Origin of the sequence: Pontiella desulfatans, from assembly GCF_900890425.1 — a bacterium.
Taxonomy (GTDB): Bacteria; Verrucomicrobiota; Kiritimatiellia; order Kiritimatiellales; family Pontiellaceae; genus Pontiella; species Pontiella desulfatans.
In genome coordinates this window covers 728,115-742,135 of the sequence record NZ_CAAHFG010000001.1, presented here as the reverse complement: position 1 = coordinate 742,135, position 14,021 = coordinate 728,115, and the positions used below count along the sequence as shown (strand labels likewise).

Below are 14,021 nucleotides of genomic sequence, written 5' to 3'. Positions count from 1 at the left end.
ATCGATGCCGTATAATCCATCGTCGAATCAACCTGGTTTGTCAGGTTCTGAACGATAGCACCATCATCAAAATAAAAGGTAAACTTGGCCGATTGGCTTCCTCCGGGCCGGTATTTATCCGTCCCGGTGACAAAGCTGCCGTTCTGGTTTTCATTTACGGTTGACCAGGGCGATGTGCCGTCATTCGGCTCCGTACCGCTGATCGCCTCAAACCCCGGATCCAACAACAGATTTGCACTGCCGCTTGACGCTGCCGCACAGATCAGCAATAGACCGAATACGTTCATTCCTATTTGTCTATGCATAAAATTACCTTATGAGGGCCATACCGCACTGCATACCCGGTTCTGCTTCATCAGATATTACAGCAAGCGGTTGCACCCGTTCATTCCTCTTATTGGCCAATCACAGTTACGAATTTAGAGCATCTTTTTTCTCTTATCGTTCAAAATTACCCCAGAATTCTGGATACGTATACCTATAGGAATTAATAGGTGCCTCATTATTACGGGCTAATAATAAGGCTTTTATGCCTTTTCCCGCCGTACGCGCTAAGTCTGTTCTGCAAGCTTTGCAACGCGGCACTTTTCGAGCTAATAGAGGCCTAATTAGCAGGCCCTAGATGCTCCCGAAAAAAAGCATCCATGATCGGTTGATAGGTTTTTCGCTCTTTAAAGAAAAACATGTGCCCGCCCCCGGGCTCGGTGATCAGCTTAAAATTCTCGACGCCGGCTTCACTGCAGCGGATTTTAAAATGTTCGTAATGGAACGACGGGACCAGTTCATCGTTCGTTCCATGTACCATCAGGATCGGGACCTGGTCCGCAACGACATGCTCAACCGGTGAAACGCGTCGTAAAAATTCCGAATCGCCTCTTTGCTGCTCGTGGAGCTGCGTTAAGGCTTCGCCCCTGTTCTTCCGCTCCGGAAAATCTGTAGGAGCAGAGATTACAAAGGCACATTTCACTGAGGAGTCATATTCAGCATAAGCGCCGGAATGAAACGTCTCTTCATCGGAGGCCAGCGCAATCATGAGAGCCAAATGGGCCCCGGCGGAATATCCCTGCAAACCGATATTATCCGGATCGCCTGAAATTTCCGGGCAGATGGATTTGATATATCGGATCGCCTCCATCACATCCTGAATGCAGGCAGGAAAAGGGGCCTCATCAATCAGGCGATACGAAACTGTTGCCGCAACATACCCTTTCTGAGCATAGCGAATACATTGCCAGGCCAACTGATCTTTGTCACCTTTCGCCCAGCCTCCGCCATGAATAAATACGACGACCGGAAGTGTATTATCTTTATCCAAATGCTCCTTTGCAACGGCAATACCCACCTGCCCCGCGCGGGGAAACGCCCCTTCACGGTATTGATGAACGGTATAACTGACATCAACCGGAACATCAATGGCCGCCATAGGAGGCCTGCCACGAGATTTACCTGCGGCAAGTGCCGAAAAGATGGTCAATCCCAACATAGTAATCAAAGCAATCTTCATAGTCATTTAACTATACCATAGCCTTCAAATTTCAGAAAAATACGGTGCCTATGAAATGGTCCGAACTATTTAACCCGTCCAGACGAAAGCATCGGCCAATCATCGGTACGAAAAGGGGTAAGCGGTAGTCCATTGCGATCAAACAGGTTCACCTTCGGGTTTTGCGCCCAGCCGTAACGGACTGCGACAGGTTTTTCCACCGTATCGCTCCAGATTTCGACTGTTGACCCATCGATGATTCTCGCTTTGGCCCAGACAAATTCCTTGTCCGCGCCCGAGATGCTGAAACCGATCACTTCATGGGTATCAAAGCTCCAGAGTCCCTCTGCACTGACATGATCGAGTGTAATGCGCACCTTGCTGCCGACGATTTCCATCGCCTTGTACCTCGGGCTCTGGCACGCCATATCGAACCCGTAGTCATTGGCCAGCGGCCAGCGCGCCAGACGGCTGGCGACGGTTTTTTTATTGCGGGGATGGATATCGCGCCCTTCCCCCAGATCAATGATCACGGTCTGGCCCGCATTCGACAGCTCATCAAAAGCGATGGTTTGTGCTTCACGAAGCTCAGCCCACTCGTCATCGGCCGGTTCGTCTATTTCTTTCCCGAAATCGGCCAGCTGCACCCAATAGAACGGGAAGTCGCCCTGATTCCATTCCTTGCGCCACTGTTCCACCAGGGTTGGAAAAAGCTGTCTGTACTGTTCAGCCCGCGCCCGGTTGGATTCCCCCTGATACCAGATCACACCACGGATCCCATAACCTTTCAAGGGATGCACCATTCCGTTGTATATATTAGCCGGCGTGATCTGCCCGTTGACGGGATGAACCGTTCGGTACCATTCCATGGCCGGGCCCTTGTATCCCCCCTTTGCCCACGCCTGGTATCTCTTTTTATAAGCTTCAAATTCCGCCGGATCAAAATTTTCGACCTGCTCATCCCAGAGTTCCAGCATCTCGTCATAGTCGCCGGAAGCCTCAAGCGCACTGCGCGGAAGCCATGCTTCTGCCGTTGACCCGCCCCACGAATTATCAATCAACCCCACCGGCACCCCCAGGGCCTGGTGCAGGAATTGGCCATAATAATATCCCACCGCCGAAAATTCCGACACCGTTTGCGGAGAGCACACCTGCCATTGACCTTTTATATCATCCTGGGGAATACTCGTTCCGTGCTGCGTCACACTTAGCAGGCGGATTTTCGGTTGATTTGCCGCAGCAATTTCAACGTCCGCCCCATACGTTTTTTCGACCGGCCATTGCATATTGGATTGTCCCGAGCAGAACCACACCTCTCCAACCAGGACGTCTTTAATCGTCGTGGTACTGCTCCCCGCAACCTTAATGGCATGGGGGCCACCCGCAGGAAGCGCCGGAAGCCGGACGCGCCATTTCCCTTCAGCATCCGCAACCGTCGAAACAGATTCTCCCGCGATGGACACCTCTATTTTTTGGTTGGGCCGATCCGTTCCCCAAACAGGATTTTCCTGCTCCCGTTGCAGTATCATATGATCGCTAAACATATTGGGGAGATGGACCTCGGCAAAAGCCTGCATGGATAAGCAGGTCAAAAGCATCACTGTAATTCGCACAAAAACGATCAACTGCCGGCTTGGCGTAACCCTCTTCATCTTGCTGCTCCTATAGTTGGCGACCCTTGCGGAAGATCAATGGGATTTCGGTTCGTGTACGCCGATCGAAGGCTTTCCACCATCCAGCTTGTTCCCCCAGAAATCCAGCACGCCGGATTCGGCGATGGCTTTGCCGGTCGCGATGCACGGCGAGCCGGCTTTCAATTTATAACCGTCCAGGGAATCGAGTCCGTTTCCACCGCTGCCGGGATTTACCAGCATCGGATCGTCCGTGATCGCATGTTTATCTTCAGGCCGGTTCTCGTGGTTACCAAAGTAGGCGTTGTTGGAGAAGATCACATCCATTTTGGCCAGACCCGGCGCATGGCGGTGCAACCCTTTTGGAAGCCATTTTGTTGAGTGCGAATAACGCATAGTTCCATCGGTGTAGAAAATATTGTTATAGAAGCTCAGATTCTGGGCGTAGTCCCCGTCAATATTAACCGCCAGCACGAGAGGAACATTCAGTTCCTTTCTGGTGTAGATAATATTATTGTAAACCTGCGTGTCTTTTACGCGCCCGTTGATCTGGAAGATGCGCTGCATATCATTCTGGCTGATGTTATAGCGTACAACCGTTCCGTTGCATCCAATATTATCTTCATCCGGCGTCGGGGTGCACATGAGCATAAACCCGCCATCGTTATCATGGCTGTAGTTATACTGGAAGGTCGTGTTGTTGCAGTTGTAGTCCGAGTCAAATCCCTGCCCGTCAACCGCGCCTTTGGTGTGCGATACTTCATTATATTGAATCAGGGTGTTATCCGCACTCCACGGCCAGATGCCCACCGCGTATCCGTCGCAGCGCTGTCTTGCATAGTGCACGGTATTATATTCGACCACACAGCCAACTGTTCCCCACGGCTTGATACCGTCGCCGCCGCAGTCCTCGACCAGATTGCCGCGCATCACGACATTATAACTCGGGAACCAGTTTTTCGATCGATTCGTAAAGTCGCTGCTCATGCAGATGCCGTTTCGATCCGTACGGACCACATGGCAGTCTTCAACAAGAAGCCCATCAAAATTTGAGAATTTATCTCCTGAAGCCTGAGCAAAGATCCCGCAGCCTTCGACATCTTTCTTTAGATGCCCGTTCACATCATGAACATACAGGTTTTTAAACTGGATATGATGGATCGTTCCATAGCTGTTGGCCCAGGCCTTGATACCCGTCTGCCATTCCCGGCGTTCGGGACCCAGGTTGGTAATTTCGAGATTATTGACTTCCCAGTACTCAACGTTTTCCAGCAAAACGGTATCGAGCACCTTGCCTTCCCCATCAATGCGCGGCTTGCCACCGACGCCGTACATATCGATCACGATCGGACTGCCTTCTGCTCCCGAACCCTTCAGCTTCAACTGCCCCTTATACACCGACCCGGCCTGGAACAGAATCCGGTCGCCGGGCTCAAACGTCACGGAGTTCACCTTCTCCAGGCTGGCCCAGGGGTTCGCACGGGAGGTTCCGGGGTTTGCATCATTCCCGATATCGCTATTCACATAATAGGTTTGGTTTTCGGCGTAAACAGAGACCGAAAACAAAGAGAAAATGGCGGCATAAAACAGATTTTTCATCGTGAATTCCTTTTTATTGTTACGTTCATAAATTAACAGCAAATTACTTTCCAGCGGCTTCCTTCGTCCGCGTACCCGGTTCCTCTTGCGATGGCATAAATGCATTCAGTTTCTTTTTAACAGAAGCATATTCAGGATTTCCAGCAAGGTTGTGCCACTCGCGCGGATCATTCTCATGATCATAGAGCTCTTCCACTCCGTCGTTGTAGCGAATGTAGCGCCAGCGTTCGGTTCGATATGTCCAGACCTGGCTCTCAAGATCATCGTCTTTACCGGCAGGAATACTGTTGTTCAACTCACCGTAGATCATCGAAAGTGCGCCTTCCGGGCCCTCCCATTTTCCACTGACGGGATCTTCCAGAAACGAACGTACGCTGTACCCATCTAGCTTGGCGCCCCGATTGTTCTTACTGGTATCCCCCTCCAATCCACACAGATCAACCAGCGTGGGATATAGATCAATCAGCGAAATTGGATGCTCTGCTATGCCGCCGGGCTTTGCAATCCCCGGCGCACGTACAATAAAGGGAATGCGCAGGCTCTCTTCCCATGGCGAATTTTTAAAGAGATATTCCTTCTGCCCCATCTGCCAGCCATGATCGCTGGTGACCACAATGATGGTGTTGTCTTTGAGCGGACTGTTATCTATTGCACCGACCACCTGGCCGATGCAGTCATCCACTGCAGCGACACATGCCAGATAGGCCTGTGTAAACTTTTTCAGCGCCTGTTCTTTATCGCCATCATACGATTCAAGCAAGGTGCGGTAGTAGCGCAATCCTTTCTGCTCCGGATCAAATATGTCCTTATAATGCGTATCGGCTGCATCATTCTCCTTGATTTCCGGCAGGTTGATTTCATCCATCGGAAACCGGTCAAAATATTCCTGAGGCACATGCAACGGAGTATGCGGACGGACAAATCCCACGGCGAGGAAGAATGGGTCGGATCCCTTCTGCCGCCCGAACTCGCCGATCTTTTTAACCGCCCATGCCGCATTCAGTTCATCAGGAGTCAGCGCACGTGATTCAGAGTCAGAAAAATCAAGAGGTTGCTCTTTGCCCCAGCCATATTTCCAGCCGGCATTCTCCGGCACTCCGTCCGGTTTCGGACCCAGCGGGGCAAACGAACCGTCGATAGGACCGATGCCGGCAAAGGGTTCCGGAACCGATGGGTGCGACCACCGCTTCTCACCGTTAAACCAGTAGGGGCCATAGTCGGTCTTGTTTTTGTACTCCCCGCCGCTCCACGATTCAGGCCAGTGATGGTGCATCAGTTTCCCCGTTCCGGCCACGTGATATCCGTTGTTCCTGAAATGCTCCATCAAGGTATTGGAATTTTTCAGCACATCGTTTTCATACCACTTGCTCCAGAACAGATTGCCGGACGTATGCGGATAGATCCCCGTCAGGAAGCTCGACCTCGACGGTGCACAGACCGGATTGTTGCTGTAGGCCCGGCGGAAGGCCACGCCCGATCTCGCCAGCTTTTCCACATTCGGGGTCAAACTCTGCGAATGCCCCGTCTGCCCGGGAATTCCGGTGATATAATCATTCAGGTCGTCGCAGACAATCAGCACCACATTCGGACGCGGTTTTGCCTCGGCAGAAGCCAAAATACTTACTGCCAAAACAACGCATAAATTAATCCGGTTCATTATTTTCATTTCTTCTTTTTTGCTTTGGGTTTTCGAGGCACATAGTTCACGTCGTTCAATGCACATGCGGCCTTTGCATTATAGAGCGGACGGTTGTCTTTGTCCCAGAACGGGCTCGGCTCGTGGGCTTCCAGCATGGCTTCGCGAATGCGCTCCACCACTTCCGGATGTTCATGCGCCACATTCACCTGTTCGGTTTCATCCGCCTCCAGATCATACAGCTCGATATTCATGCCCTTCCGACGATCCAGAGCAATCCCCTTCCACTTGCCCATGCGCACCCCGCAATTGGGGCGCCCTTCATACAGTTCCCAATAGAGATAGTTATGCTTCTGCTGTTTTTCCGGTTTTCCCAACAGTTCAGGCAGCATGGATATTCCATCGGTGCGGCCCGAAATCTTTTCTCCGGTCAGCTCCGCCAGGGTTGGAAGAATATCCCAGAAGGCCGAAATATGGTCCGAGCTGGTGCCGGCGGGAACGTTACCCGGCCAGTAGGCCAACATCGGGGAACGCACGCCACCCTCGGTCATTTGGCGCTTTTTACCCTTCAGCCCAGCTGTGGTATCGAAAAACTCGCGCGTACCGCCCTGGCCATGCGCTCCATTATCGGAGTTGAACATGATCAGCGTATTTTCCGCGATGCCCAACTCCTCCAGCAGCCGTTTGATCCGGCCGATATCGCGGTCCATACGCGACACCATCGCCGCCTGGATTTTAAATTTTTCTTCCGGCCAATCTTTATCTTCATACTGACCCAGTTCAGGCACCTGCCAATGGGTATGCGGAATGCAATAGGCCAGATACAGGAACATCGGTTTGTCCTTATTGGTCGTGATCCAGTTGACCGCCTCTTCCGTCATCAGGTCGTGGCTGTAGTCTTTGTTGCCTTTTCCCCAGGCCCCACCCGGATTATCCAGCTTCACAAACTCGCTGTTACGCCAGAGATGATCCGGATAATAGTTGTGCGCCTTGCGCTGGTCGAGATAGCCGAAAAAGTGATCGAAGCCCTGCTTGTTGGGATGGCCGCTGTTCAGCACTGGGTTCGGCACATCCTCGAGCACGCCGCCCAGCCCCCACTTACCGATGATCGCCGTGGTATACCCCGCACGTTTCGCCAGTGTGGCCACCGTTTCCATTCCCTCCGGCAACGGCGTCTGACCGTTCGGATAACCCGGACTGTTCGCGCGAATGTAGGCATGGCCCGGATGCAGCCCGGTCATCAATGAGCAGCGCGTCGGCGCGCAGACCGCATTGCCGCAATAATGGGCCGTAAACTTCATTCCGGCCGCCGCCATCGCATCCAGTTCCGGCGTTTGTATCATTTTCTGGCCGTTGTAGCCGACCTCTCCATACCCAAGATCATCCGCCAGGATATAAATCACATTCGGCTTTTCTGAGGCCATACCGAACGTTACCAAAGCGCCCAGCACCGAACCCATCGCCAGATGTTTAGCTAGTTTATTGTTCATTCTCTTTCCACCTTAATCGAATCAATCTCAACCGCTGCTCCGGCAGCACCAGTAAACATAATTTCCAGCGTCTGGATGGAACCACTCCAGGTGGATGGGTCCAAACCGATTTTCACGGAACCGAATTCGTTATTCCCCTGAAGTGTTCCGCCGCCGATTTCTCTACCATTGGCGGAAGCGCTGATTTCAAGATCGGCATCGGTGCGGAGTTTTATTACAAGCGCCTCATCACTCTCTGATGCAGTAATTTTCAGGCCCTTTCTCCGGATGGTTCCATGGTTTTCATCCAACGCAAATTCAAGATAGCCGAGATAACCAGCCAGGTTTGACTTTATGTCATCCGAGTCCCAGCCTTCAGTCTGCCAGCCTCCGCAATCAAATTCAAAAAGCAGCAGGCCATCGTTCGGATCGCGGTTGTTCAGCTTTTCCCACTTGTCCGAGAGCCCGTCTCCATCGCTGTCTGGGCGAACCGTTTCATATTCAACATTAACGCCCTCGCCCCACTTCTGATTCTCGCCATTGAATTTCAGGGTTTCAACCGACTCTTCTCCTGCTCCGAGATCCCCCACGGCCAACCATGTGTCCATCAGGTTTCGGTGGCGTATCAGTTCACCGGCAAAGGCCGGATCTCCGGCGAGGTCCTGCATCATGCAGGGATCGATGGACACCTCATAGAGCTCCTCGGCCGGGCGCTCCCCGAAATAGATCGCTTTATGCCGGGCCGAGAGTTTCCCTTCCCGGTAGAGCTGATGCAGATTCTGCGTATAGTTTTTACGATCCCGGTACTGCGGCTGAAGGAAGATGCGGTCCAGCTTATAATTCCGGACGTAGCGGTATTGGTCGGTGCGAATGGAACGAACCCGGTCAATCGTGTGATCCAGCCGGTCTTTCTGCGCACCGACGAAGGAACGTTCCTCAAAATCGTCCGCAAACAGATTCTGCCCTTCATACCAGGACGGTTGCTCGATTCCCGCCCACGCCAATGTGGTGGCCGTCAGATCCAGCATATCCACCAGATCGTTCCGCACCGTTTTCTTCGGCACATAGTTTTCCGGCCCCAGAACAACAAACGGTACATGCAAACCGCCTTCCGTCGTCATCTGTTTATGCCGCAGCAGATTATTGGCTCCGTGATCGGAAAAATAGACGACAATCGTTTTTTCGGCCAGCCCGGCCTCTTTCAGGCCGTTGAGGATTGCACCGATCAGGTCATCATCCATCCGGATGGCGTCATAATGCTGCGCAACGACATCGCGGAAGATCGTATTATCCGGATAATCGGCCGGAACCGTGACCCCGGAGGACTTTACCTTCCTTGCCTCCGGAAACTTTGACGTATTGTTTTTACCGCCCTTCGTTTGAATCTGCCCGAAAAAGGGCTGACGGTTAATCAGGTCCGAGAAGTCGGCTTTACTTTTGGATGTGTAGCTGTAGGCACCCTGATCCCAGATATAGTTATAATCCGTTTTCCCGTTATTGAAGGTGGTGTATCCATGCTCCTGCATAATCTGCGGCAGCAGCTTATATCCGTCCGGAAGGTGGATTTTGGTACCGCCCCGCGAAGAGCGATGTTCGTGCCCCCCGAAGCGGATGGAATTTTGCCCGACCATCAGAGCCGAACGCGTTGCGGAACAGACCGGTGCCGGAACAAACGCCCGCGTGAAAAGAACGCCGGCATCGGCCATGGAATCAATATTCGGTGTTTTCCCAGCATTGATTTCATCGCCATAACATCCTATCCACGGCGATGTATCTTCAGCATAAATCCACAGGATATTGGGTTTTTCGGCGGCCAGCGAACCGAGCACTAAAACCGACAAGGTCACGTACATCATAACAATTATCTTCATTCGAATCCTCTCGATAGCCATGGTAGCTTTTCCATTCACTTCTTTTTCTTTTTCGGTTTTCCTTCAGGCGTCAATGGCCCGGGCATTTGCTGATCCCAATTGCGATACTGTTCCCTCATTTCAGCAACGACTTCGGGGTATTGATCGATCAGGTTGGCGGTTTCACCGATATCGTTTTCCAGGTTGAACAACTGCGGCTCATTCGAGTAGGTGAAATCCTTTGCGGCCCCAACCACATCGCCCTGCTCATTAAACTCGAAATCACGGTGCCGCCAGCCAGCCCCGTTGGTCAGCTTCCATGGGCCCATCCGCAGCACCCAGCGGTCACGGTTCAGCGCCCAGGCCAGATACGGGTGATGATCTTCCCTTTCCCCCATAAGGACCGGCAGCAGGCTCCTGCCATCCAGATTTCCGGGAATGTCTTCCCCGGCTAAATCAAGAATGGTCGGGAAGATATCCATCGTAGAGATGATCGCTTTTTCATTCACCACATTCTGAGGCAGGGATCCAGGCATGGAAACGATGAAGGGCACCCGGATGCCGCCTTCGCCCAGCATATATTTATAACCACGCAGCGGAGCATTATTGGCATAGGTGTTGATGGTTCCGCCATTGTCCGAGATAAAGAAGACGATGGTGTTTTCCCGTTGTCCGGTCTGCTCCAGGGCCGTCAGGATTTGAGACACTCCAAAGTCGAGCGCGAGCAGATTCGAAAGATAAGCACGGCGGCCATCTTTATCAATCTCACCCATGTGCCCCCATTTCTTATGAAACAACTGATGGGTTTCACGATTAGGCTCCCAATACGGATAGCCCCATTCTTCGGCATCACGGTTCCATTCCACATAACGTGCGCCAACCTTCTCCGCCCATTTTTTATCGACAACATAAGTCGGCATATGGACGGCGTTGTAGGCGATGTGAAGATAAAAAGGGCGGCCCGACTTTTTCTTCCTGATGTATTCAACCGCCTTATCGGTGAAGATCTTTGTGCTGAAACTGTTTTCAAAAGAAACCTTTTCATACGCTTCCGGCTTCGTTCCCAAGGCTGTTGCCTTCAGTAGCGGTCCAACGACCTGACAACCGAAATTACCCTTAAACCCGTCTCGCTGCTGATAGGCCTCAACATCTTTCTGGCTCAGCCGGATGTAATCCCATGTATGGAACATAAATCCCAGCGACTCTTCAAACCCGTGCCGGGTTGGATATTTCTTAGGTCCGCCGTTTAAATGCGTCTTGCCGTATTTTGCCGTTGTATATCCCGCCTTCAACAGTGCTTCAGGTATGGTCTGCTCCGCTAAAGGCAAGCCGCCCTCGTTATAGGAATAATTGCCCCACCGTTGCTGATAGCGCCCCGTAATCAGACCGGCACGCGACGGACTGCAGATCGGAGAGGTGCCATAGCCGTTTTTAAAGTAGGTTCCCGTTCGAGCCAGCTTATCCAGCCCGGGCGTGCCGAACCGTTTCACATCGGCCGGAGCCTGAGGCAGAAACGACATATCGGCATACCCCAAATCGTCGGCGATAATCACCACAACATTCGGTTTTTCCGCGGCAACTATCCCCAAGGACAGGCCGACAAAAATAATAGGGGAAATAAAAAATCTCATCACTTAATCCGCATGCCGCTTATTGTATAAAATCCTGTTGCTGCCGGCCGACTTCATTCAGCCGGTATTCCTGCAACTGCTTCTGTGTGTTGCGCAACTGTTCTCGTAGTTTCTTCAACTCCGCGCTTTCGTCGATAAAGACAGAAGCCTTGGCCTGGCCATTGTCCGGCAGCTCCTGGTAAAGCAGCGGTTGTGCGGACACGGTGGTACTGAACTCAATCTCAGCGCTGTCTGGCCCATTGATGCCATCCTTCAGCACGTCGGCTCTGATCCTAATGGTTCCGGGATTAATCCCCGAACGAACCAGCGCCACGGCTTCGCCCCAGAGCAGCTTTTGCGGGTTGATTCCATGTTCCGCTCCGCCAACCAGCTCCCCTTCTCCTTCAATACTGAAACGGATATATTCATCACTCAGGCGTTTTACAGCACCGCCTGCGTCGACCAGATAGGCCACCACCGGGGTAATGTCACTGCCGTCCGCAACCGGTTGGATCTCGGAGTCGTCCACCTTCAATACCAACCTGCGTTTTCGACCGACCGGCCAGCGTATGTGCTCGGCGGCAATCTTTCCGTCAATCAGCCCCTCGGCCTTCATCATGGCACCATCAACAAATTCCTGGTCGATTTTTCCATACCCTTTCTTGTTTTTGTTTCTGGCATCCACATGGCGGAAAACGTTTTCAAAAACCACGGGCACGCGCGGCACCGGGCTGTTCTCGGCGGTAGCCTTCTTCACCCCGACCTCTTTTCCATACAGGGTCAGTTTAACCTCTTCGCAATTGGTAAAAACGATCACATCCTCAGGAGAGAAAGGGGTCATCAAATGCGCGATGTAAACAAACGGCTCGGCCTGAACCAGCGGAACATGCTCAAGCCCGCTGGTCGGCAGCAGGCTTTTAAACAGGTAATACGAAAACTTCGGCTGGCGGTAAGCATCCATAATCCCGCCCCAGAAGGGATCGGGGTGATATCCACGCTGGTGATCAAAGGAGTGCCAGAGCGTCGCTCCGAACATCGACGGACTTGAACCATACACCATGGTCATGGAGGGCCACTCGTTCTCTTGCCCGTCATCCACCCACTCTTCGCTGAAGTAGTGCATCGACTGGCGGATCTGCGGCACTTCGCCCCACTGCTTGGCCACGCGGCTAATGGAATTGTGGTCGACCCAGTTATCCACAAAGTCACCCCACTCGCGTTTAAAGATGCTCTTGTCCGGGTGCTCCGGAACCATATCGTTGGCATACAGCACATCAAAATAATGCTGCGATTTCGTCCGGTGGGTCCGCGCATCCGTGGCGGTATAGCAGCCGGGATAGGGATACTCCTCCGCAGTCGCCTCCGCAGAGCGGCTGGCAAATTCATCGGGGAAATGCGTCTCGTTGGGAATCATCTCCCACAAAAGCACCGAAGGGCGGTTGCGCTCCAGGCGGACGAGATTGCGTACATCTTTCAGCATCCGCTCCATGAATATGGGTTTTTCATTCCAGAACTGCCAGCCGGGGATGGCGGTCACAATAAAAAGACCCAGCTCGTCACAGGCATCCATAAACGCAGGATCCTGGATGTAGTGCGCCGAACGCATCACGCGCATTCCGGTTTGTCGCAGCTTCAGCGCATCGCGCCAGTGCAGGTTGTTAGGCAGGGCATGACCGATGTGGGCAAAGTCCTGATGGCGGTTGGCTCCGATCAATTTTTGCGGATACGGTTTCCCATTGAGGAACAATCCCTCCGGGCCGCGCATCTCGATGGTTCGGATGCCGATGCGGTTACGGAAGGTGTCGAGCACGTTGCCGGAAGGATCTTTGATCGTCACAAAAAGGTTATAAAGATGCGGTTGATCCGGCTTCCAAAGCCGGGGTTTTTCCACATTAAATGCCATGGATGTTTTTTTCGACCCCTGGAATGCAAGTGCGAGCTCCGTTTTTCCGGATGCGGCGGTTTTTCCATTTTTATCTTTCAGCTCCAACTGAACCTGGACGTTTTGTTCCGGTCCGTCGTTAGCCACATCAACATCCACAAAAACCTGCGCGGATTTTTCCGACACATCCTCGTAATGCACAAAGACCCCTCCGCCCGCAACCTTGTCCACGGCCAGCGGGTGCGTGACATAAACATCGTTATGGGTAATGAACCAGACGTCACGGTAAATCCCGCCAAAGTAGGTAAAGTCCAGTGATTCCTGCGGCTTTCCCGGCGGATAATCCGAGTCGTTGCTGTTGTCCGCACGCACGGCGATCACATTGTCCTGCCCGTATTTCAAATGCCCGGTCACGTCCAGATGGACAGGGAAATAGCCTCCGAAATTTTCCTTAACCAGATGGCCGTTGACCCAGATTTTCGCTTTACCCATGATTCCCTCAAAATGAATCATGACCTTTTTCCCTTCAAGCGCCGCATCGACCTTGAAGTGCTTGCGGTACCACGACGGCCCCTGATAGTTGACGCCACCGCTTGCCGCCAACGGCAGCAGCTCCATGCCATCGGGCAGATTTACCACCGCCCAATCCTTATCATCAAACCCGGCGGCTTCCGCGCCCGGAACATCGTGCTTGATAAAGCGCCAACCGACATTGAAATTAATCGCTTCCCGCACCGTTGCGTCGGTCTGGAAAAAACCGGCGGTCGAGAATTCCGGGCGAAACTCCTCGGCCCTTAATCCAACTGTTAATACCAGCAAGTAAAAAATTATTCTGCGCATAATCCTATCTCCTTAAAAAAG

Annotated in this window: 8 protein-coding genes; all 8 read right to left on the bottom strand. The window is 52.4% G+C overall.

Annotated features, from left to right (window positions below; all coding sequences use genetic code 11):
• Positions 1-604: 604 nt before the first annotated feature.
• From E9954_RS02715 to E9954_RS02680, 8 genes are read right to left on the bottom strand one after another with little or no spacing between them, the layout of a single operon-like run.
• The gene (locus E9954_RS02715) at positions 605-1,510 is read right to left on the bottom strand and encodes an alpha/beta hydrolase (RefSeq protein ID WP_136077701.1); all 906 of its coding nucleotides are present in this window, start codon (positions 1,508-1,510) and stop codon (positions 605-607) included.
• 59 nt (positions 1,511-1,569) lie between these two features.
• The gene (locus tag E9954_RS02710; RefSeq protein WP_222847031.1) at positions 1,570-3,135 is read right to left on the bottom strand and encodes a sialate O-acetylesterase; all 1,566 of its coding nucleotides are present in this window, start codon (positions 3,133-3,135) and stop codon (positions 1,570-1,572) included.
• Between the two features lie 36 nt (positions 3,136-3,171).
• A complete protein-coding gene (locus E9954_RS02705; RefSeq protein WP_168441914.1) occupies positions 3,172-4,713 on the bottom strand; it encodes a right-handed parallel beta-helix repeat-containing protein in 1,542 nt (513 codons plus the stop codon).
• Positions 4,714-4,756: 43 nt separating this feature from the next.
• Positions 4,757-6,379: a sulfatase gene (locus tag E9954_RS02700; protein WP_168441913.1), complete on the bottom strand. Its 1,623-nt coding sequence runs from the start codon at positions 6,377-6,379 to the stop codon at positions 4,757-4,759.
• Entirely contained in the window at positions 6,376-7,839 is a 1,464-nt protein-coding gene (locus E9954_RS02695; RefSeq protein WP_222847030.1) for an arylsulfatase, read from the bottom strand. Before E9954_RS02695 ends, E9954_RS02700 begins: the two co-directional genes overlap by 4 nt.
• Complete coding sequence (locus E9954_RS02690; protein WP_168441912.1) at positions 7,836-9,689, bottom strand: sulfatase-like hydrolase/transferase; 1,854 nt, start codon at positions 9,687-9,689, stop codon at positions 7,836-7,838. The genes E9954_RS02695 and E9954_RS02690 overlap by 4 nt, the downstream gene beginning before the upstream one ends.
• Before the next feature lie 35 nt (positions 9,690-9,724).
• Entirely contained in the window at positions 9,725-11,299 is a 1,575-nt protein-coding gene (locus tag E9954_RS02685) for a sulfatase family protein (RefSeq protein ID WP_136077697.1), read from the bottom strand.
• Positions 11,300-11,318: 19 nt separating this feature from the next.
• Positions 11,319-14,000 carry a glycoside hydrolase family 2 protein gene (locus tag E9954_RS02680; RefSeq protein WP_136077696.1) on the bottom strand — a complete coding sequence of 894 codons (2,682 nt, stop codon included), beginning with the start codon at positions 13,998-14,000 and terminating at the stop codon, positions 11,319-11,321.
• Between the last annotated feature and the right edge of the window lie 21 nt (positions 14,001-14,021).